The organism is Paenibacillus sp. BR1-192 (genome assembly GCF_029542445.1).
Lineage (GTDB): Bacteria > Bacillota > Bacilli > Paenibacillales > Paenibacillaceae > Paenibacillus_AQ > Paenibacillus_AQ lautus_A.
In genome coordinates this window covers 3,228,070-3,249,128 of sequence record NZ_CP120718.1, presented here as the reverse complement: position 1 = coordinate 3,249,128, position 21,059 = coordinate 3,228,070, and the positions used below count along the sequence as shown (strand labels likewise).

Below are 21,059 nucleotides of genomic sequence, written 5' to 3'. Positions count from 1 at the left end.
TCCCTGTTCCTGCATCGACGGCCTTTACCATAGGCTGGTCTCCCCCGCCTTGCGCGCAACCGCATTAACGATGATCAGGATGATAAAATTGATCACATTGTTGAACAGGCCGACTGCCGCCGAAAAGCTGTACTGAGTGTTAAGGAGTCCGCTCTTGTACATGTAAGTGGAGATTACCTCGGAGGTTTCCAGGTTCATCGCGTTTTGCATCAATAGGATTTTCTCGAAGCCGACACTCATGATGCCGCCGGCACTCAAGATAGACAGGATGACGATCGTCGGGACGATGCCGGGAATCGTAATATGCCAAATTCGGCGAAATTTGCTGGCCCCGTCCATATATGCCGCCTCGTACAGGTCCGGCGAGATGCCCGAGATGGCTGCGCTGTAGATGAGCGAAGACCAGCCAACTCCCTGCCATACGCCCGACCAGACATAGAGATGCCAGAATTTAGACGGCTCTGCCAAATAATCGACCGGTTCCTTCCCCAAGGAGACTAGGATGGAGTTAAAGACGCCATTCGTAGGCGAGATGAAAAAAAACAGGATACCGACTGCAACGACGACCGAAATAAAGTGAGGAGCATAAGAAATGCTTTGAGCGAATGAGCGGAATTTGCGATTCCGAATCTCGTTGAACAATAGCGCCAGCAGGATCGGTGCGGGAATGCCGACCAGCAGTCCGTATAAGCTGATCCCGATCGTATTTTTCAGAATCGTCCAAAAATAATAGGCGTCAAACAGCCGCTCGAAATGTTCGAACCCGACCCAAGGACTGTTCCAGATGCCAAGACCGGGCATAAAATCCTTGAAAGCGATTTGTACGCCGTACATCGGCCAATAATGCCAGATCAAAAAGTAAAGCACAGCCGGGGAAATGATGATATACAGCCCGATATTTCGCTTTAGCTGCCTCTTAACATGCGTCCACCTGGTGGGTTTGGGAGCGGGCTGTGGGGATGCCGGGTTTAATCGGGCGTCCATGCTTAATCATGACCTCCTTTATCTAATCGAATAGCGTGTAGCAGAAGTCTGAGCTGTGCGAGATCATCAGCAATATCTGCTTGGTACAGTAATATGACACCTCCCTTCTATTTACTTGTACTAACATTTGTTATGTAATTAATAATTTGTTATAACACATTTTAGTGAGATTTTATTTTCCAGTCAATATGACATCGAATAATTGCTACTTTAGTTGTATAAACGCGGAATTGTCATGACAAATTTCGACGGTTGCAGCCTTATTAACATCTTCTTGTGTACGGTAGATTGTCGAATGATCCTCGCAAGGGAGGGCCGGTATCAGTTCCGAAAAAAAGAAACAGCCGCGTGGTTTACGCGGCTGTTTCTAATATACGAGCTTTTAGAGACGCATGGTCGATATTCATTACCTTGCTCTAAGTCTGCTTATAGATATGCTGCCAGCTTTGCAAGCACATCCGCCTGTTCATCCGTCAATTTATTGCCGGATTGCGCCCTGACTTGGTTGGTAAAAGCGTTCAGCTTGCCTTGCTTAGCGGAGTCGTTGCCTCGATCCTCCGCCTCTTTGGCGCCTTGCAGCTTCGTAGACAGCGATTGTGCGAGTCCCTGATCGCTTCCTGCGAAACGCTCTACCAGCCCAATAATGCTGTCATAGGTCACGGCTACCTCAAAACGAAAGACGGATTCCGTTTTATTTCCGGCCAAATCGACTGCCGTTACGGATATTTCATGGGAGCCCGGTTCGAAGGAATAGGCAGGACGTTCGAGCAGCGGAAGAGAACAAGGATTGTCAGCTAACCCAGACAGACTGTCGACGGCACTGCACGAAACGTATACGGAGTCGGTTACCGTGTACGTACGCTCACCGGTGAATTCAACGACGGGAGCCGTCTTGTCGATCTGCACGTTCAGCGTTCCAGGTGCCTCAGATACGCCTGAGAAGTTGGTGGCGGAATAGGTAACCGTCGTGACGCCTTCCTCAGTGATTTGAAGCTGAGCCGTACTCCCTTTTACCGTGGTCTTCTCTATCGGCTGCGCGCCTTCCGCAGCATATGCAATAGAGTAGGCGCGGTCGGAAGAAATGGACAAGGACACATCGGCATTCACCCAGCCGTTCTCGTTGGGAGAAGGCGATAAGCTAACCGTCGAGACGGGCGGAACGCTGTCTTTTACGGTTACAAAGAAATCGTCATAATAGGCCGTTGCCACATTGTATCTGGAAGTTACCGCAATCAGTTTCGCATAAGCTGCATTAGCCGGAGCCTTCCCTCTGAGCGTCACTTTCTGCCATTGGGCCAATCGCGATTCATCCAAATGGGTTTCCAGTGTGGAAATCGTGGCGTTATTGCTGTCAAAGAATCGGAACATAAAGCCCGGCTGGCCCGATTCAATATAGAGATTCATGCCTGCCGTATATTCCTCTCCCGGGACTACGGGAATCGCATCACTTTGGACGGCAACGGATGCCGTTCTCAGCGTGTCCGTAATCTTCAGACTGTGCGTTCCCGTGAAACTGCGTTCCGTGCTGAGATCATAGCGATAACCGTTGCCTGGAGCGAATAATTGACTCCATCCCTTCATTTCCTCTTCGAAACCAGGATTGGTGACGGGAACAGCCGTATGCGGCGGTTCTTCCACGACTTCTCCGTCAACCTCCATCCGATACAGAATCGTATTGGTCTGCATGTCTGTGAAATAGAGATTCCCATCCACATGTAAATCGAATCTGGAGGTGTCGGCCAATGTCCGATGCTCCAGCGTTTCAGGGTCAATGACCGTCAATTTGTTGTTGAACAGCACGTAAAGCAGACCATCCTCCGACCAGCGGAGCGGGTGATGCGCCCATTGGCTGAAATTCAAGCTTGGATACACTTTTTTGCTCTTCACGACTTCATACGTATCGGGGTCGATCGCAAAAATATACTCATAGGATGCTCCCCAGATCAAGCCGTCCGGACCGGCCGAAAGATCTCCGATGAATATCGGTTTATCCAGCCCCGGAACCCGGAGCGGAAACTCGGTGATTTTTTGCTGCGTCTCTTCATCCCAAACAAAAATCTTTGCTTCCGCTTCCGTCGGCTCGGAGCCCAGTCCGCCCCGAATCGTGGTGGAACCGAACACCTTGCCGTCATGAACCGTCGTGCTGAGCACGCTCTGATTCTGGACGACGTTGCGATGAACGTTGATTTCTCCGGTGGCGGTATCATAAACGGTCAACGAGCCGCCCAAAGTGCCGTAACCGGAAATCGTCGAAATGTAGAGCTTGCTTTTGGAACTGGAGATATCAACCAGCCTCTCCTGATCGTTGCCCAGAACGGCCAGTCTCTTCGGATTGTTCAATCCAGGCTCCGTCGATAAATCGAACTCGTACAGTCCGCCTTCCGGGTACACGCCCATATAGACTTTATTGCCTACGGCATGAACGCTATCCGCTTGGCCGATGCTGAACGGCGTCGCGGTGTTATTGGTCAAATCGACGAGCGAGGAACGGGCCTGCGAGCCGGTGGTGATCAATTGAGTGTCCGATACGCTTTTCAACCGGTTGACAACGCCTGGCAGACCCGGGATGACCGGCGGCATCAGGTGCACCTGCTTGGTTTCGATGTTCATGATCGTAACACCGCCGTCATAACGGACGGTCACCAGATTTTTGCCCGGGTATTCCGGATTATTGGGAAATTCCACCCAATCTACTCCCCGAAATCCGCTGTTGTACTCCATGCCGGTCAATTCGACCTCATGCGTAGCAAGATTAAACGTTTTCAATTTCTTGTCGGACATGTAATACAGTTTTCCGTCAAGCGAGTCCGTCGCGTGCAGCCCCGTTACGTTCTCCAGCACAACATCCAGCCAGCTTTCCGTCTGTGTATCGTAGATAAACGCCTCTCCAGGAATGCCGCTTCCGTCCGTATATCGGGCAAACAAATAACGGTTATCAATCGTGCTCAGGTCATACACGGTGTCTTCCTTAACCGGCAGGGAAGCCGCGATATTTGTTTTCTCACCGGTCGCTAAATTCACGCGCACGATCTGCTTATGCGCGGTGCCGGCATATATATTGCCGCCCTGGTAAGCAATGGAGCGCACATATTCCTGGTCGAGCACGCCGATGACGCGGCCGTAATCTTTGGTTTGCTTCGTAGCCGGGTCGTATTGGTACACTTTGCCGCCGGGATAGGTTCCGACATACACGCGCCCTTGTTCATCCGTGGTAATGCTGTTCGGCACCGACTGACCGTCGAATTGGGCTACCTGCTCTGGCACGTGAGTAACGGGAGAGTAGCTCCACAGCCTGGCTCCTCCGCCGTCGGCCGCAAGGAACAAGGTCCCGTCCGGTGCCGTGGTATGTGCCCAGGAGCTTTCGGAGGGGCCGATCGGAATGCTGCGAAGCAGTTTATAATCCTCCAGATCGATCACGTTAAGATGCCCCGGCTTTCCTTTACTGGTCGCATAAAGAACGTTGCGGCCTTCTTCCTTCCCTGCCGTACCGTTGAACACGGCAACCGTATAGTTGTTTGGAACGAGAATTTCCTCCGGTGTTCCGTATGTTTTCTGAGCAAGCCTGCTCTCCCCGGAAGCAGCGGCGAGACCGCCACCCGAACAAACCAATAACAGACACAATGCCAGCATAAAGACCTGGTACTTGCCGCTTTTTGCAAATCTCATAAATGACCTCCTTAGATTTCGGTGTTGACTATCCCGAAAGACCGCTCCAATAGCTATGAACGAATCCGGCAGGCATTCAGCCTCTGTTTTTTAGTAATCCGAACCTCCTTTGGTCATGATTAGACGCAACCCGCTCTGGTGGAATATGGAAGACTAGCGGAACCGTCTGGCCGTATATTAGGCAAATACCGGGATGGTGTCAATCCATAACGATCATGCCATATTCCTCTTGTCCCTTTATTCGACAATGTGGATATTTCAAAAGAAGCAGAAGCATCACAGCAGAAAAGTTGTTATTTCTAGCAGTTAACCAAGCTCGATTCTGTCACAAAGTTAAGATGAAACGACTAAAAAGCCGCATCATAAGCGGCCCCGCATAGGCAGCAAAGTACCGTCATACGGATGGAATCTTGCTCAATTTTATCAAGCTCTTTATGAAATTCTACAATTGGGATCATAGCGAAATGGCTGAGGAACCGATGATATCTCAAATGCGGGAATAGAAAAATAAAAGACTGCCCTTCAGCAGTCCTTCCTGTTCTTTCGTATGTTACTCTGATATGGCTGCACCGTCTTCATTCAGGCATCGAATGTAAACCCGGCATTTCATGGATGCCTGCATGCCTGGCGGTACTGCCTCGGCGAAACCCCGAACTGCTTGCGAAACTGATCGGCAAAATGATTGTAACTGTTAAACCCTACGTCATGAGCGGCTTCATTCGCCGTACGGCCCGAATGGCTCATCAATAAAGCGGCATGTCGAACCCTCATCTGGTTCAGATGCTCCAAAATCGTGGATCCCGTTTGCTGTTTGAACAAGTGCGCCAGCCTGGATCCCGAAATTCCGATCTCTCGGGATAAGGCATCAATTTTGACGTTTTCTTTTAACGAACGGGATAACAACCCAAGCGTTTGCTCGACTCTGGGATCTAGCCTCTTGTTCGTCCGCTGTGCAAGCAGAAGCAAAATCTCACGCAGGGCGTTCTCGCACAGAGCTTCCCACAGTTCTAACCGGTCCAGCGAATCTTGCAGCACATTACGAAAGGCCAGCTCGACACGGCCTCGGACACGTTCATCGGGCAAGGTTTCGACCAGAAACTCCTCGTTCGGCAGCATCCCGTTTTCCGGAAGCCCGGGATAATGGATCCACAGAAAGTTCCAATGCGTCCCCTGCACGGTCCCGTATTCGTGGGCGATGTTGGCGCGCAGCAGGCCGAGCTGCCCGGATCCGCAGCGTTTCTCCCCGGCAGGCGTGCGGAAATAGCCCTCACCCTGCAGCGTGTAAACAAGCAGCCAGTCCTGCATTCCGTTAGGACGGCGCAGGCGATAAGAATCGTTTTGCTCGAAATGATCGCCGAATATGGTTCCGGTGCTTTCTAAGGATATGGCATGCCTATCAGACGGCGTTCTCAAGCGATCTCTCCTCCTCTGTACCCCGAATAGCAGAATCCCGGTAATATTAAGCAGAAATCATACTTCCTCTCAAGATAAGCAGACCTTATTCTATTGTCAACAGGAAAACCATTAATTTGCGGGAGGGAATTGCTATGAGAGAGAGGTTACACGTATTGACGGAAGAACAGCTGCACCAATTCGAAACGGAGGGATATTTGATTGTAAAAGGTCTCTTCCGCGAGGAGGAGCTGTCGGAGATCGAAGCAACGTTTGAGGAGATCAGCCACAAGACCGTACCCGGCCACTTTGAGCCTGTGCTGGACGATGAAACCGTTGAACCGCTCAAACGTTATCCCCGCGTTATGCATCCGCACCGCTTTCATGCAACCGCGAAGAAATACATGCTGCATAAACCGGTCATGCAGGTATTGGCCGATTTGTACGGGGAACCGGCGCTCGCCGCCCAAAGCATGTTCTATTACAAACCTCCAGGCTCCCGCGGCCAAGCGCTGCATCAGGACAACTTCTACCTGCAGGTGGAGCCGGGCAATTGCATTGCCGCATGGACCGCAATCGACGCGGCCGATGAAGAGAACGGCGGTTTGCTCGTCGTTCCGAAAACAAGTGGTTATGACCTGGTATGCCCGGAGGAAGCCGATTCGAACGAGTCGTTTACCACTCATTTCGTGAAGCCGCCCAAGGATAGAAAAGTCCTCCCCGCGATCATGGACAAAGGGGACGTCCTGTTCTTTAACGGCAACCTGATCCACGGCTCCTACCGCAACAAATCCAACCGGTTCCGCCGCGCTTTCATCTGCCATTACGCCAACGCGTCGGCCACCAAAATCGGTGCATTTTATCGGCCTTTGTTCCGGGAAGACGGCACGGAGATCAACCTTGACGTCAATCCGAATGGCGGTCCGTGCGGCATCGAATTCGATACGGCTTATCCCCATTGATATAAAGGCGGCCAGCGTACATCTTAGAGACGCTGGCCGCACTGGTTTCCTCGAATAGAAGACCTCTTCTCATAGCAATGCCCTATTTACTGTAGTACAGTCCAAGTACACCGTTGCTATAGGTTTTACTGCTGGTAAGGTTCATAGTGAATCGTTTATTTGCAAGCGCAAACAACCGTTCCCCCTGTGAAACGATTACCGGATGTATAAATAACCACAGATCATCAAATAAATCATGTTGGATAAATAATTGCCACGTTCTTACTCCACTCTCTACAGAGATATTCCCTTCTCTATTTTTGAGCATTTCGATTTAAATAATCTTTAAAGATTTCCTCATTTAATGTCATCCATTGATCTTCATTTGATACAATGCCGTCCATCGTAGTCTGCATAGTCAGAATGATTCTACCCATCATTAAGTCCTCCTCGATTCACATATTGAGCATGCACACTGATTTTATCGTACTCAACTATCCATGATTTCTTCTTAATTGCTGATTTCCACATCATTAAAAACAAATATAACAATAACGCGATAGTCGCGGTTTCTAGTGTGTATATGTTTTTGTCTCTGGCTGTCACGTTATCTGCTTCAACCGTCATTTCAAGCAATGGATCGGCGTTGCTCCCTCTATCGGTTATCACCGGAGCTTTTCCGGTGTTTTCGCGCGTTCTGATATCGTGTTAATAACGTGTTGACAACGTGTTGACAACATGTATATATTATGTGTACAATAGATTCACTACGTTAAGGAGGTTTTGCCCATGGATACCAATCTGCACATCCGTCTATCCAAAGACCTCAAGGAGAGCTTTCAAGAGATTGCGAAGGAGAATAACACAGACCCTTCAACTCTTGTTCGCGACTGGATCGGCAATTATGTAGCTGAGCATCGAGGAACAGATGAAGATACAGCTGCCGAGTTATACTTGGCAGGTTACCAATTACAGCAAGCGCTTGGAGGAAGAGAACATGTCAGCAAGGAATTCGCCAAACAATTGCAGGAGTATTCCTTGACGAACCAGAAGGAGTTCACTCAATTGATCTTGACTACCTATATGGATCTGGATCTTACGATTCCTTCGTGTTTATCCAAGACTTATAAAGGTTACGCTTATTCTCAAATGTTTTTGTTGGGTTTAATCGGTGATAAGCCTAAGGATTTAGCATAAAGCGTTCTTTTATGAAGTCTGAGTGGCTTCATATATTAGTGCGCAAGAGAAAATCTACCCTTTCCTGCCGGTTCAACATAAAAAACCGTCTACAAGTAGACGGATCGAGCATGCCAAACTATTTCCATTACAATCAGGTTTACAAATCGATTATCAAACAAACCACTTTGTCCTCCAACCGTTCAAGCGGATTTCGAGGACTTTTTATTTTTTTTGAACAGCCATTTCCGGAGTCCATGCATGACAAACAATAGCAGTGGGAATATAAACCCGATGGTGATCGTATATGGAATCCAGGTCTTTGAGTCCCATTCCAACTTGAATGGAACATTGGGATATATGAAGACGGAAACTGCCGCAAGTATCCAGCCTAGCGGCACGACCAGCGGCTGATAATTTTTGATTTTAAATATCTGACTGACGCCGATCGCAATGGCGTAAAAGTACAAAGAGATTCGGAAAAATAAAGTGATAAACCACATCACCGCCATGACTGCTTCAATACGCTGAAGAAAATTACCGATATTGATTTTTTTGGCCAACATATAACTGGGGTACATATTTCGTGCCGTAATGTCCGGGCCCAAGACCAAAATCGCTAATCCAATAATCGTAAAAAGCACCCCCGCACCGATTAGGCTACCGATATATACGGCTTTGTATGCCTCCGCCGGGCGGTTAACGGCCCCCGGGTAGATGATCATCAACACGACGTGCGGCAAAAACGCAGTACTAACGAAAGAGATTGCGGCAGGGAAGATAGGCTTGGCACCCGATTCGAAAATGGGAAGTGCATTCTCCCATTTAATCTCCGACAATAATAAAATGCTCATGGACAGAAACAGAAGAAGAAACCATGGAAACAGTATCTCCGCTGATCTGGCCAGCACTTCGAGCCCCAAACGCACCCCCAGGACAACAAGGGCCCCGAAGAGGAAAATGATCGCCTGAATCGGGGTTTCGGGCAGCATTTGTATGGTCATGAAGTCGCTAATTTCGTGTAACACCCAAGCGGGACCACTTAGGAGCAATGTAGTTAATAACAGAAAGTTTACCGTTTTGCCGATCCATTTCCCTAAAAGTTTCTCGGATAATTGCATCAAATTCGTTTCCGGATACTTTTTGGACAATTGCAACTGCAGCGCCAAGATCATGAATCCTAGACCGATCCCGACCAAAGCGGCAATCCATGCATCTTGCTTAGCAATGTTAGCCGTACCCGAAGGAACGATAAGGATAGCGCTCCCGATCGTATACATGGCAGTTAAAATGCTGACCTGGCGCAATGATATTTTGACAACGGGCATCTTTCCTGCTCCTTTTCTTATTGGATCAAACCGATAGCAGAGAGCCAATCACTGAACGGCTTGAATACGATCGTTAACATAACCATAGGAGTTGGAATATCGTTCATGACCGTTTGGACCACGCTTATTCCAATGCCTATAATCATAAATGCCGTGAACCCCCAAATTTACCTTTGTTCTTTTTCCCGGAGCATCCTCGGCAGCTCAAGCCAGGTTAGGATGGTGGCTGAAATTGCAATAATCGCGATATTCAGCATCAATTCGCCTCATTCCTTTAGATCATTTAGAAAAGAATCATTGGTTGTTCCGGTTCGCCGGATTTTGTAATCCACATGAATATGGGTCTCGAGGTTTGGAAAATACCGGTCGTTCCACTCTTCCTCCATTGCCTTCCACGCTTTCGGATGCGAACGGCGAAAAGCCTCCCCGAAGCCGAATATGTCCACTTTAAACTCATCCTTTACTTTATTGATAACGGACTCCAAGCTTTGGGTTATGTTTTCTTCCATTTCGACTTCGAGATCCCTCACGGTTGCTGGCTGCGTCAGATCCAATCCGCTGCACTCCACAGCACCAATATTTCCCTCCAAACGAATCATGATATCCATTTCTGGACCGGATTCGACGAATCTTCCTTTTATCTTGGAATCGGTTCTCAGCGTCTCCACGACAACCTTTCCATCGTTCCGGCAGGGAATAAACGCTACGGAGCTTTTCACGTGCCCCCTTATGAGTCGATACCCCCTGCTATCCTTCTCGTTTAACCATCCGATCAGCTTGTCAAATTTGAAAACGGCAAGCCCCGAATATTTCAATTGGCTCGGTGTATCGATATTTTCTACGTTTTTCCTCGTTTTTCCAAAATCCCGATTCCCTGTTATCACCAGTCCTGTAAGCACGGGGTGTTTTCCGCTGCTGGTAATATCACTTATCAATTGATCCAGTGTCACAGCCATGCTGGGTGACCAAACCTTCTCCGAGATTTGCAGGGAATCGTAAAGTTTATTGGCAGGAATCGTTTCCATGGAAGTCATGATTTTCAAGGTTTCCTCCACTGTTGCTCCTTTGGTAACAACCAGGTAGAAATCGGGTCTGAATTCGTGATCCCTCGATAACAAGTCAAGTACTTTGGCTATCCCTTCCCTTGCCATCGCCTCATCCATCAGAAACATCCGTAAATGGGAAAAATATATTTTTCGCGGGCTGATCTGAGTAATCCTTCGCGCCGCTTCAAATATGGTGTCGCCTTCAGCCGTAAACAGCGTAGCAGGCGCTTGGGGACTTCCGCTCCTTTTGGCTGTGATCTGCCCGGGAATAGCGACTTGGACCGATAAACGGTAGCGGCCGTCTACCCAGTCAACCCCTGCGGCCACCGCTACGGCCAGCTCGTTCAATTCCCTCCGGTTCCAGCAACCGCTCAGAAGAAGCGTGATGACGATATGTAGGATAAGCAAGGCCAATATCCGTTTCATTCAATTCACTCGCTTTCCCGCTTGTATGAAAATTAGCTATTCCCGCGATTTCTGGGGAGGTTTGCTGTTGCTGCGCTTTACGTTATACTGATTTATCAAACGGGGGCGAGTCGACATCATCCAATGTGGCAGCCGTAAGAGCGTGTCTTTTTGCCCATCCGGAATTAGCGGCGCTAAAGGCGACATATACGGAACTCCAAACGAGCGGAGGCTGCACAAATGCAGAATTAGGGCGATGATCCCGACTAATATGCCGAACAGGCCAAAAGATCCGGCAAGCGCCATCAACGGAAATCGGAGCATCCGAAAAGCAATGGACATGTTGAAAGATGGAACGACAAAGCTGGAAATGGCCGTTATCGCAACCACGATGACCATGGCCGGTGAGATGATCCCCGCTTCGACGGCGGCTTGACCTATGACCAACGTTCCTACGATGGAAATCGCCGACCCGATATTTTTGGGCAGCCGCACGCCAGCCTCCCGCAGAATCTCGAAAGTGACCTCCATGAGGACGGCCTCAACGAAGGCGGGAAACGGGATCTGCTCACGTTGTCCAGCCAGCCCGAACAGGAGCCGGGTCGGCAGCATTTCGTGATGAAAGGTGGTTATGGCTACATAGAGGGAAGGCCCAAGCAACGAAATGAATATGCTCAGGTAGCGAAGCACCCGCAGGAATGAACTGATATCCGCGCGCTGATAGTAATCTTCCGCAGCATGCAAGAAGGAAACAAATAGGGCCGGAACGATCAGCACAAATGGAGTGCCATCCACGATAATAGCGACTTTGCCTTCAAGCAGCTCGGCTGCGACCACATCGGGACGTTCGGTATTATATACGGTGGGAAAAGGAGTTAAGGTCTTATCCTGGACCAGTTCCTCGATATATCCGCTCTCCAAAATGCTGTCTACATCGATTCGTCCAAGCCGGGTGCGGACTTCTCCGACGATTTTCTCGTTAGCAATGCCTTTGATGTACATCATCGCGACATCGGTTTGCGTTACTCGGCCGATCTGCTTCGTTTCCATCCAAAGATTCGGATCCTTGATCTTTCGGCGAATCAAGGCCGTATTCGTACGCAGTGCCTCCGAAAAGGACTCGCGCGGGCCGCGGACGACATTTTCCGCCGACGTTTCCATGACCCCGCGGTCCTTCCATCCCCGTGTGCCTGCTGCGATACCTCGATCCAATCCATCTACCAGAAAAATGGTGTCTCCCGACAATAAGGAATGGAACAACTTTTTATAATCGGTTATAGACTGAATCTCGTTATTGACGAGGGAAATTTGTTCTAATATCTTTTGCCCTTCGAATGCCTCAAAATGATCCGAATCATCCCTAACCCGGGATTTTGCAATATCAGCTACGACCATCATGATGGATTCCGAAATGATCTTCTGGTCGGACAAACCATCGGTATAGAGGATAGCGATATAATGTATCTCCTTCTCATCCAGCGGAATTTCCCTGATCACGATATCGGTACTGTTTCCGAGGGCTGCTCTGATATGGTTTAGATTGCTTTTTATATCCGAGCTTAAAGCATCGGGATCTTTAGTCGATGTGTTAGCCGGTCGGGTATCTTTGGTGTTGTTTTTGATGTGATGGCCGCTTCTTCTTCGATACCGCATAGGAACATCCTTCCTCTCACAGATGCTATTCCCACATTATTACCGAAGAAAACAAGCTGTAAACTTTCAAACGAATATTGCTGTGTACCCGTACAGGCCAAGAGAATTTTCGATTACCTCCACTCCCGCAGGAAAACGCAGCTAACCGAAAAATCGATTAATTTTGTTATTTAGGCAAAAAAAAGATGACATCCAGAAAGTCGATGGACTGGGATATCATCCTTTTCTTCGTCGCGCTATTTCATCATACGCTTCAGCTCTTTATACAACTTGTGATCAATATATTGAATCAGTTTAGTCAATCCATAGAAAATGATGACAATCATGGCGGTGACAACAGTCATTAGAACACTTGCACGAACAATCACCCGACAGACTCCTAGATTATACCAGAAAACGTTGTGGCATACTTGGCTAAAAAAAGAAGATAAACCTGTTGAATCCCGGATTATCTTCACAGCACAGACTTCGAATAGCTATGCGGAATAATTTTTGTTCTCAATAACAATAACAGACTCCGTTCCGGACCTCGCGGCAGCGGTTTGTTTTGTATGTAGAACTAGTTCACGGATATTGGCGCAGCATTGCTTCGAACCCGCGACCAATAAAGGATCGCCGACAAAACCTAATTTTAATCCTCTGGACAAAAATCCCCCGATCGTCATGATCAATGGAACGGTAGGTGAAGTGTTGGAAAACACAATAGGCTCCGCGTTCTGATATTTGTCTTGAAGGATCAGACTCAAATTTTCTAGAGCTGGAATGACAACCTTGGATGAGCCCCTTCCAAGGGTGTGCACCGGATTCCCGTTCTCATCCAACCCGTGAAATATGAGTTTGCCCATGTCGGACCTATTTAGTTTATTGAAATAGTCCACCGCCAGAATTTCTTCGGTTGTGAGCTGCCGATTCGTAGGTAGTTTATTTAGATGATACGCGGCCGCCAGTGAGGTTGTGTGGGTTCCACCGTAATCATTATAAATAAATATCATTTCATGTACCCTGCCTTCATTATGTAATGAGCTTATTATTCCCGTTAATCTATATCTCATTCCTCCAAAATAACATATCTAGTTTGCTAGATTCAGCATGTTTCGAAAATAATAAAAAAAGCCCTGATCATTCAGGGCTCCTTCATTATTGATCATAATATGAAAGTATCTTAGTCCAGATAAACGGCCTTGCCGATTTTTGCGGATTCGTATAGAGCTTCCAAGATTCGAGATACAACATAAGCTTGTTCCGGGGTTACCACAGGATCTTTATCCTGGTCGATAGCCTCGATCCATCTTCTCATCTCAACATCCGGAGCTTGCTCCTTCTTGCCGTCGTAGAATGCAACCCCGCCGGAGTTCAATTCGATTTCGTTTGTATACAGGCGGCTGAATTTCTCGCCGTTGATGCGAAGACCGTTCTTCATATCGGCTCCGCCTTCCGAACCGCTCAGCGAGCATTTGGCTTCATCAACTTCAAGCGTATTGAGCGCCCAGCTGGATTCCAGCATAATGGTTGCGCCGTTCTCCATCACAATCATGCCGAAGGCGGAATCTTCCACCGTGAATTTTTCGGGATCCCAAGGTCCCCAGGCATTGGCCGCATTCTCCTTGCGGGACAGTTCATGGTATGTGGTGCCGAGTACAATCTTCGTCTTGTAATTATCCATCATCCAGAGCGTCAGATCAAGCGCGTGCGTGCCGATGTCGATAAGCGGCCCGCCGCCTTGTTTTTCCTCATCCAAAAAGACGCCCCAAGTCGGAACCGCTCTTCTTCGTACGGCATGCGCTTTGGCAAAATAAATATTTCCGAGTTCGCCGGCTTCGCATACTTGTTTCAGGTAAAGACTGTCTTCACGGAATCGGTTATTGTATCCGATCGTCAATTTCTTGCCTGTGCGCTTCGCGGTTTCCATCATAAGCTTGGCATCGGCGGCCGTTTTGGCCATCGGCTTCTCACACATCACATGTTTTCCCGCTTCAAGCGAAGCAATGGAAATCTCGGCATGAGAATCATTAGGGGTCAAGACATGGATAATATCGATGCTTTGATCCTGCAGCAGCTCTTTATAATCGCTGTACACTTTAGCTTCCTCAATACCGTACTTGCTAGCCGCTGCTTCTGCCCGATCGATTACGATATCGCAGAATGCCACGAGCTCCACGTTGTTTAATCTGCTTAAGCTCGGAAGATGCTTCCCGTTTGCGATTCCGCCGCAGCCGATAATTCCAATACGATAAACTTTAGACATGGATCATCACCATCACTTTTCGTCATATTTTAAAATTTCATAATTTCTGCTTATTCGAAACGCCTTATAAAACAAGCAGATCGTTGTATGTAATTCTGTCACAACACCTCTACGAATCTCTGAAAGGCACACCACGCTCAACAAAGAGCGGCCGCCAGTCGGCATGTGGATAACCTTCCTCCATCCGAAGGGTTGGTGTACGAACCACGTTTAGGGAAGTGGTCCTATGACTGCTCTATCCCTATGGCGTCTTAGAAAAAAAGTAACAATGAGGGAAATCACTCCTTCCGGCAGCCCGTCATTTATTTTCCGAACATCCACATATAAGGTATCACATCTTGCACATTTTTTTAGTCCAACTATGCGACAAAACATATATAAAATTACGACATCCTCGCCATGTCTTCAAACAAGGGCTGCTCGTTCCGAGGCACCATGGTTTACATAATATACGTTATGAAAATATTATAAATTTTACCAGCGAGCATGAACCTCCATGCTCCAAATGCATATCCCCATCTTTTAAATGCTGACCCCTTACAAAGCCGGAGCTGAACCCCCGTCAATATTGATGGAAGTTCCTGTAACATAGGAAGCAGCATCGGAAGCCAAAAATACGATGACTTTCGCCGCTTCCTCCGTATCGCCGATACGCCCGAGCGGGATGTTATGGCGCGGATCCCGGGCGTACTGGTCCCAGGTGAGTTCAGGTGATTCACGTTTCCAACGCGCCTCAAGCTGTGCACTCCGTATCGTTCCGATACATACGGTGTTTACCCGGACATGGTCTTTCGCCAAATCGTGACTCATCGCTTTGGTCATGGCTTGTCCCGCCGCGCGGCTGACGCTGCTTGGCATGGATGAAGCCGGCGGCGTTTTGGCCCAGGATGTCGTCACATTAATAATCGCGCCGCCGCCGGAATTCCGCAGATGAGGGACGGCCGCACGAGAAAAACGAATCGCGCCGAACAGCTTGAGATCCAGATCGGATGCCCATGATTCGTCGTCGATCTGCTCAAACGGCTTCGCTGCGGCTGTTCCGGCATTGTTCACCAGGATATCGAGCCGTCCGTAGCGGCTGACGGTTTCGTTTACGGCTCGCATGCAATCCTCAGGTTTCGTAACATCCGCTGCGATGGTTAACGCTTCGAATTTCGATAGATGCCTGATATGATCCGCGGCAGCCCTTAACTGCTCCTCATCTCGTGCACATATGGCAACTTTAGCCCCTTCCAACGCAAACGTAACGGCGGTTTCAAGGCCAATCCCCCTGCTCCCCCCGGTAATCAACGCAACCTTTCCATGGAGTCCCAAATCCATGATCCATCAGCTCCTTTAACTGGATTGCTTGAATCTTTGCCTCTAAGTACAGCTTCAACATCAACCAGGAGTTTTCCTCTTTATTTCATCTATTACGCTGCTGATCTGCATGGCCATTGCGAATGAGTGACATGGGAAGCCAATAAAAAAAGCCGCGATACACTCGCGGCTAACTTCACTTCTATTTGTCTCCAAAATCATGATTGGATTCCCTTCTTGCAAAATCCACAAACTGAAATTTATCCAATCGATGTCTGGATTCCGTGTACTGGAAAAGCGTGGTATCTTCCAAGTGGACGTAACCTCGGACGACGACGACATGGGTATCGCTTCCAAGATCCATATAGGACTGGTCCATCGTCGTAGCTCGTTCCACGGAGATGATTTTTTTCGAGTAACTGATCTTTAGATGGAGCTCCTGCTCCAAGTATTGATAGATGGAATCGCCCGTAATTTCTCTCGTTAAACCCGTCACGATGTCGGCAAGCAAATAATCCACATCGAGGATGATGCGCTCCCCTTCAATTTCCCTGGATCGGATCACCTTCCACACGAGCATGTCCGGGCGGGTGTGCAGCTCCTTGGCGATGGCTTCCCCGGCCGGAACGCACTCCGTTTCATGCACAACCGTACGGCTTTTCCGGCCAATCCGCTCCGCCATTTCCTTATAACTGACAAGCCCCGTAACCGGGAAATTCATTCTTCCGGTATCCAGCACAAACGAACCTTTGCCTTTCACCTTATGAATATAGCCGTTTTGGGCGAGTAAATTCAACCCCTTGCGGACCGTTTCCCTTGTAATTTGATAGGTTGCCGCAAGCGTGTTCTCCGAGGGCAGCTTGCTGCCGGGCTGCAAAGCGCCGGTTTCGATTTGGTCGGCATAGTCTTTATACAGCATCCAATAAATGTTGTTCGTCATCCTTTATCACCATCAGCTATTGTACCATTTTCGGAGCAGCGATTACATGTTGCAAAGGAACCCGTCAGTGTCCATTACCGAGAGTCACTTGAAGCACTCGCGTTTCGCCAGGAAGCGCCTCGCCTTCAAACTCCGTAACGTTCTGAATGTGATCTTGGCCATCCGGAATAATGACCGGCGTAATGACCGGCAATCCGGCTTGCTGAATACGATCGATATCGAATTCAAGCAGCAGCTGCCCTTTCCTTATCTCCGCACCTGTTTCCACATGTGCCGTGAATCCTTCGCCTTTTAACGAAACGGTGTTGATTCCGACGTGAATCAGGATCTGGATTCCGTTCGTATCCGTCAAAATCATCGCATGTTTGCTCTTCTTGATGAGATGGGCGACTTGTCCGTCAAACGGAGCATACACTTTGCCTTCGGACGGGATGATGGCAATCCCCTGGCCCATTTGTTTATCGGCGAAAGCAGGGTCCGGTACCTCTGACAGGGGAACCACTTTCCCTTTGATCGGTGCCTTGACCTCTACAGCGCCTTGTTGCTCCGCTTCCACGGTTGAAGGGTTTGCCGTTTCCGTCGATGCGAACGACCCGGATTGAAGACTGCCGTTCGATTCCGTATTCACAGCTTGCACTCTTCCATCTATGCCGGCAGCATTCCCATCCGCTGCAGCTGCATATCGAGACTGTTTGGACAACTGGTAACGCCCGAACAGCAATGTCCCCGTGAACGGAACGACCAGAACAATCGCCATGCCAATGAAGAAGACGCCCCACTGGTTAGGGAAGATGGACAGGAATCCCGGAATCCCGCCAACGCCGATCGATGAAGCCAGAACGTTGTTCACGGCCAGCAGCACGCCCGCAATCCCGGAACCGATCATACCGAAGATAAACGGATATTTATGACGAACGTTGACCCCGAAGATGGCGGGTTCCGTTACCCCCAGGAAGGCGGAGATGGAAGATGTGACGGCAAGTCCTTTCGCCTTCTGTTCCTTCATGATAAACATCATGGCCAGCGCTGCGGCACCTTGAGCAATATTAGACAGCGCCAGCATCGGCCACAAGAACGTTCCGCCTTCGCTGCCGATGAGCTGAATGTCCACCGCAAGGAAGGTATGATGCATCCCCGTAATTACAAGGAGTGCATACAGTCCGCCATAGATCAGGCCGCCCAGAGCGGCAAAGGAATCAAAAATGCTGACCAGGCCTGAAGTAAGGACGTTGCCGATGGCAAACGTGATCGGCCCCACCAGAACGAACGCGAGGAACCCGGTCACCAACAGGGCAACGGGTGCCACGACAAGCAGCTTGATGGAATCGTGGACGCGTTTGTTCAGGAACTTCTCGATTTTGGCCAAAATATATGCCGAGACAAGGACCGGCAGCACCTGGCCTTGATAACCGATTTTCTCCACTTCAAAGCCGAACAGGTTCCAAACCGGAACCGTGCCTTCAAGTTTGGCATCCGCATACTGGTAGGCGCTGAGCAGATCCGGGTTTACCAGGATCAGGCCCAGCACGATTCCAAGCAGCGGATTGCCTCCGAACTGACGTACCGCCGACCAGCCGATCAGGACTGGCAGGAAGGTAAAGGCGGTGCTTGCAATCAGATTGATGATCGAGGCTACGTCCGCCCATTCGGGATGGACTTGAATCAACGATTGTCCTTCATAGAATATGCCCGGTCCCGTAAGCAGATTGTTAATCCCTAACAATAAACCTGCCATGACGATCGCCGGCAGAATCGGTATGAATATATCCGCAAGCGTTTTAATTGCACGCTGAAGCGGATTTTGCTTCTTGCTCGCAATGTTCTTCACTTCATCCTTCGATACTCTCGCACCGCCGGTGATAACCATCATTTCGTTGTAAACCTGGTCTACTAGACCCGGTCCGATCACGACCTGAAATTGTCCCTGGGAAGAGAACTGCCCCTTCACCAGGTCGTTCTCGTCAAGTGCCCGGGAATCCACCTTGCTGTCGTCCACGAGGGCGAATCTTAATCGGGTTACGCAATGCGTAGCGGCTTCGATATTGTCTTTTCCGCCGACTGCTTCGACAATGCGTTCCACGTTTTTGCGATCAATAGCCATAGCTCTACGCTCCTGACATTATGAATTTAGTTGTTGTGAATAAGCCACATATAGGAAGCATACGGTCGTAGGGCAACTGTTGGCGTGAGCTTGGGTTCTTCCGTTGTGTTGCCGATTAACAGTTGAACCGATCGACTTTCGGTTAGATGATCATGCATCTCCTCGGGAAGCTCGAACGATACGCCCCGGTCGCTGAAATTCGAAATGACAACAAGCGTCTGCTCCTTGTTCGTTCTTGCGTACGCATAAATTTCGGGATGCCCTTCATCCAGGCGAACATATTCACCGTCCGTCATCACCGGAAGGTTCTTACGCATTTCAATCAGTTTCCGGTAATGATGATAGATCGATTGCGGATTATCCACTTCGGATTGCGCATTGATCAGCGGATACCGCTCATCGAGCTTGATCCAAGGCGTCCCCGTCGTAAATCCCGCTTGATCGCCGTCATGCCAAGGCATGGGTAATCTGGAGTTGTCGCGCGAGCGCACCCTGACGATATGGGCAGCCTCCTCCGGCGTTCTTCCTTGCTCTTGGAGGATGGTAAACATGTTTAGAGATTCAACATCCCTAAACTCGGATATGTCATTCCATTTCGGATCGGGCATGCCGATCTCTTCGCCCTGATAGACATATGGCGTGCCCTGCAATCCGTGAAGCGTCGTAGCCAGCATTTTTGCGCTTTCCGAGCGGTAGTCGCCATCATTGGTGAATCGGGTCAGCGCGCGCGGCTGATCATGGTTATTCCAGAAGAGGGCATTCCAGCCTCCGCCCTTCTGCATGCCGATCTGCCAATCGGAAAGCACCCGCTTCAATTCTTCGAAATCGTAAGGCTTGAGCTCCCACTTTTGACCGTTGGGGTAGTCCACCTTCAAGTGGTGGAAGTTGAACGTCATGGAGAATTCGTTCTCCTTCGGGTTCGAGTAACGAATGCAATGCTCCAAGGTTGTGGAGGACATTTCTCCTACCGTGACGAGATTGTAAGGCTTGAATACTTTTTCGTTCAATTCCTTAATGTATTCATGCACGCGGGGGCCGTCCGTATAAAACCTGCGCCCGTCGCCCGGCGCCACGGAACCGTCATCATCGGGATAAGCGGGATCCTTCGATATGAGATTGATGACATCCATCCGGAATCCGCTGACGCCTTTGTCCGCCCAGAACGTGAGAATGTCCACGACCTCCGCCCGGACCTTCTCGTTCTCCCAATTCAGATCGGCCTGCGTCTTGTCAAACAATGTCAAGTAATATTGCCCTGTCCCCTCGTCATACTGCCACGCCGGGCCTCCAAACTTGGATTGCCAGTTATTCGGCGGGCCGCCGTCTTCCGCGGGATCCCGCCAGATGTAATAGTCGCGATACGGGTTATCGCGCGAGGAAATGGCTTCTTTAAACCATCGATGCTCGGTCGAAGAATGATTCACGACGATGTCGATCATCAAATGCATGTCTCTCTTTTTTAATTCGGCGACAAGTTCATCGAAATCGTCCATCGTCCCGTAAGCGGGATCGATGCTGCAATAATCCGCGACGTCGTAACCGTTATCATTTTGCGGAGAAACATACACCGGCTGGAGCCAAACTATATCGATGCCAAGTCCCTTTATATAATCAAGCTTTTCCATGAGCCCGCGTATATCGCCGGTTCCCCGGCCGGTTGTATCGTTGAAGCTCTTCGGGTATACCTGATAAACCGTCGAAGTTCTCCACCAATCTTGAGATTGGGTTCCTGGGTTCTGCATGTAACTGGGTCCTCCTCGTCATCTTGTATATACAGGTTGCATATAGGAAAATCATATACATGTATATACAGGTTGTCAACCGTTTAACAATTAATACCCACTTCCAGGACGTTTCGACTACAAAAATAATAATTTAATTGG

16 protein-coding genes are annotated in these 21,059 nt (G+C 49.2%); 2 read left to right on the top strand and 14 right to left on the bottom strand.

The features are described from left to right. Positions 1-24: 24 nt before the first annotated feature. The 3 genes from P0X86_RS14515 to P0X86_RS14505 all read right to left on the bottom strand — a co-directional run bounded on the left by P0X86_RS14515 (position 25) and on the right by P0X86_RS14505 (position 6,063). Positions 25-984 carry an ABC transporter permease gene (locus P0X86_RS14515; RefSeq protein WP_192572121.1) on the bottom strand — a complete coding sequence of 320 codons (960 nt, stop codon included), beginning with the start codon at positions 982-984 and terminating at the stop codon, positions 25-27. Positions 985-1,410: 426 nt separating this feature from the next. Next, entirely contained in the window at positions 1,411-4,650 is a 3,240-nt protein-coding gene (locus tag P0X86_RS14510) for an FIMAH domain-containing protein (protein WP_277748786.1), read from the bottom strand. A 606-nt stretch (positions 4,651-5,256) separates the two neighbouring features. Beyond that, complete coding sequence (locus tag P0X86_RS14505; RefSeq protein WP_277748785.1) at positions 5,257-6,063, bottom strand: helix-turn-helix domain-containing protein; 807 nt, start codon at positions 6,061-6,063, stop codon at positions 5,257-5,259. 134 nt (positions 6,064-6,197) lie between these two features. On the opposite strand from P0X86_RS14505, the gene P0X86_RS14500 reads away from it, so the two are divergent. Further along, positions 6,198-7,004, top strand: a complete 807-nt coding sequence (locus P0X86_RS14500; RefSeq protein ID WP_277748784.1) for a phytanoyl-CoA dioxygenase family protein — start codon at positions 6,198-6,200, stop codon at positions 7,002-7,004. An 82-nt stretch (positions 7,005-7,086) separates the two neighbouring features. On the opposite strand, the gene P0X86_RS14495 is transcribed toward P0X86_RS14500, so the two are convergent. Further along, a complete protein-coding gene (locus P0X86_RS14495) occupies positions 7,087-7,311 on the bottom strand; it encodes a dihydrofolate reductase family protein (RefSeq protein WP_228468941.1) in 225 nt (74 codons plus the stop codon). Continuing rightward, on the bottom strand, positions 7,298-7,423 hold the full coding sequence (locus tag P0X86_RS14490) for a hypothetical protein (RefSeq protein WP_277749112.1): 126 nt from the start codon (positions 7,421-7,423) through the stop codon (positions 7,298-7,300). Before P0X86_RS14490 ends, P0X86_RS14495 begins: the two co-directional genes overlap by 14 nt. A 349-nt stretch (positions 7,424-7,772) precedes the next feature. Here P0X86_RS14490 and P0X86_RS14485 point away from each other — a divergent pair, with 349 nt between their 5' ends. Continuing rightward, positions 7,773-8,180, top strand: a complete 408-nt coding sequence (locus tag P0X86_RS14485) for a hypothetical protein (RefSeq protein WP_096775588.1) — start codon at positions 7,773-7,775, stop codon at positions 8,178-8,180. Between the two features lie 182 nt (positions 8,181-8,362). On the opposite strand, the gene P0X86_RS14480 is transcribed toward P0X86_RS14485, so the two are convergent. From P0X86_RS14480 to treC, 9 genes are all read right to left on the bottom strand, one after another. Then, the gene (locus P0X86_RS14480; protein WP_213578297.1) at positions 8,363-9,487 is read right to left on the bottom strand and encodes a GerAB/ArcD/ProY family transporter; all 1,125 of its coding nucleotides are present in this window, start codon (positions 9,485-9,487) and stop codon (positions 8,363-8,365) included. Positions 9,488-9,753: 266 nt separating this feature from the next. Beyond that, positions 9,754-10,959 (bottom strand): Ger(x)C family spore germination protein, encoded by a 1,206-nt coding sequence (locus P0X86_RS14475; protein ID WP_277748783.1) that lies wholly within the window; start codon positions 10,957-10,959, stop codon positions 9,754-9,756. Positions 10,960-10,995: 36 nt separating this feature from the next. After that, complete coding sequence (locus tag P0X86_RS14470) at positions 10,996-12,591, bottom strand: spore germination protein (protein WP_277748782.1); 1,596 nt, start codon at positions 12,589-12,591, stop codon at positions 10,996-10,998. A 476-nt stretch (positions 12,592-13,067) separates the two neighbouring features. Further along, positions 13,068-13,583 carry a DUF3189 family protein gene (locus tag P0X86_RS14465; protein ID WP_277748781.1) on the bottom strand — a complete coding sequence of 172 codons (516 nt, stop codon included), beginning with the start codon at positions 13,581-13,583 and terminating at the stop codon, positions 13,068-13,070. Between the two features lie 170 nt (positions 13,584-13,753). Next, positions 13,754-14,836 carry a Gfo/Idh/MocA family protein gene (locus tag P0X86_RS14460; protein WP_277748780.1) on the bottom strand — a complete coding sequence of 361 codons (1,083 nt, stop codon included), beginning with the start codon at positions 14,834-14,836 and terminating at the stop codon, positions 13,754-13,756. Between the two features lie 537 nt (positions 14,837-15,373). Then, positions 15,374-16,156, bottom strand: a complete 783-nt coding sequence (locus P0X86_RS14455; protein WP_096775582.1) for an SDR family NAD(P)-dependent oxidoreductase — start codon at positions 16,154-16,156, stop codon at positions 15,374-15,376. A 181-nt stretch (positions 16,157-16,337) separates the two neighbouring features. Next, on the bottom strand, positions 16,338-17,075 hold the full coding sequence (treR, locus tag P0X86_RS14450) for a trehalose operon repressor (RefSeq protein ID WP_277748779.1): 738 nt from the start codon (positions 17,073-17,075) through the stop codon (positions 16,338-16,340). A 64-nt stretch (positions 17,076-17,139) separates the two neighbouring features. Continuing rightward, positions 17,140-19,176, bottom strand: a complete 2,037-nt coding sequence (gene treP, locus P0X86_RS14445) for a PTS system trehalose-specific EIIBC component (RefSeq protein WP_277748778.1) — start codon at positions 19,174-19,176, stop codon at positions 17,140-17,142. A 26-nt stretch (positions 19,177-19,202) separates the two neighbouring features. Continuing rightward, positions 19,203-20,918 (bottom strand): alpha,alpha-phosphotrehalase, encoded by a 1,716-nt coding sequence (gene treC, locus P0X86_RS14440; protein WP_213578271.1) that lies wholly within the window; start codon positions 20,916-20,918, stop codon positions 19,203-19,205. Between the last annotated feature and the right edge of the window lie 141 nt (positions 20,919-21,059).

Excerpts from the sequence above, each read along its gene's own strand:
- P0X86_RS14475 (WP_277748783.1), bottom strand. The coding sequence starts at position 10,959 with ATGAAACGGATATTGGCCTTGCTTATCCTACATATCGTCATCACGCTT.
- P0X86_RS14480 (WP_213578297.1), bottom strand. The coding sequence starts at position 9,487 with ATGCCCGTTGTCAAAATATCATTGCGCCAGGTCAGCATTTTAACTGCC.
- P0X86_RS14490 (WP_277749112.1), bottom strand. The coding sequence starts at position 7,423 with ATGATGGGTAGAATCATTCTGACTATGCAGACTACGATGGACGGCATT.
- P0X86_RS14465 (WP_277748781.1), bottom strand. The coding sequence starts at position 13,583 with ATGATATTTATTTATAATGATTACGGTGGAACCCACACAACCTCACTG.
- treR (WP_277748779.1), bottom strand. The coding sequence starts at position 17,075 with ATGACGAACAACATTTATTGGATGCTGTATAAAGACTATGCCGACCAA.
- treC (WP_213578271.1), bottom strand. The coding sequence starts at position 20,918 with ATGCAGAACCCAGGAACCCAATCTCAAGATTGGTGGAGAACTTCGACG.
- P0X86_RS14470 (WP_277748782.1), bottom strand. The coding sequence starts at position 12,591 with ATGCGGTATCGAAGAAGAAGCGGCCATCACATCAAAAACAACACCAAA.
- treP (WP_277748778.1), bottom strand. The coding sequence starts at position 19,176 with ATGGCTATTGATCGCAAAAACGTGGAACGCATTGTCGAAGCAGTCGGC.
- P0X86_RS14460 (WP_277748780.1), bottom strand. The coding sequence starts at position 14,836 with ATGTCTAAAGTTTATCGTATTGGAATTATCGGCTGCGGCGGAATCGCA.
- P0X86_RS14495 (WP_228468941.1), bottom strand. The coding sequence starts at position 7,311 with ATGCTCAAAAATAGAGAAGGGAATATCTCTGTAGAGAGTGGAGTAAGA.
- P0X86_RS14515 (WP_192572121.1), bottom strand. The coding sequence starts at position 984 with ATGGACGCCCGATTAAACCCGGCATCCCCACAGCCCGCTCCCAAACCC.
- P0X86_RS14500 (WP_277748784.1), top strand. The coding sequence starts at position 6,198 with ATGAGAGAGAGGTTACACGTATTGACGGAAGAACAGCTGCACCAATTC.
- P0X86_RS14455 (WP_096775582.1), bottom strand. The coding sequence starts at position 16,156 with ATGGATTTGGGACTCCATGGAAAGGTTGCGTTGATTACCGGGGGGAGC.
- P0X86_RS14510 (WP_277748786.1), bottom strand. The coding sequence starts at position 4,650 with ATGAGATTTGCAAAAAGCGGCAAGTACCAGGTCTTTATGCTGGCATTG.
- P0X86_RS14485 (WP_096775588.1), top strand. The coding sequence starts at position 7,773 with ATGGATACCAATCTGCACATCCGTCTATCCAAAGACCTCAAGGAGAGC.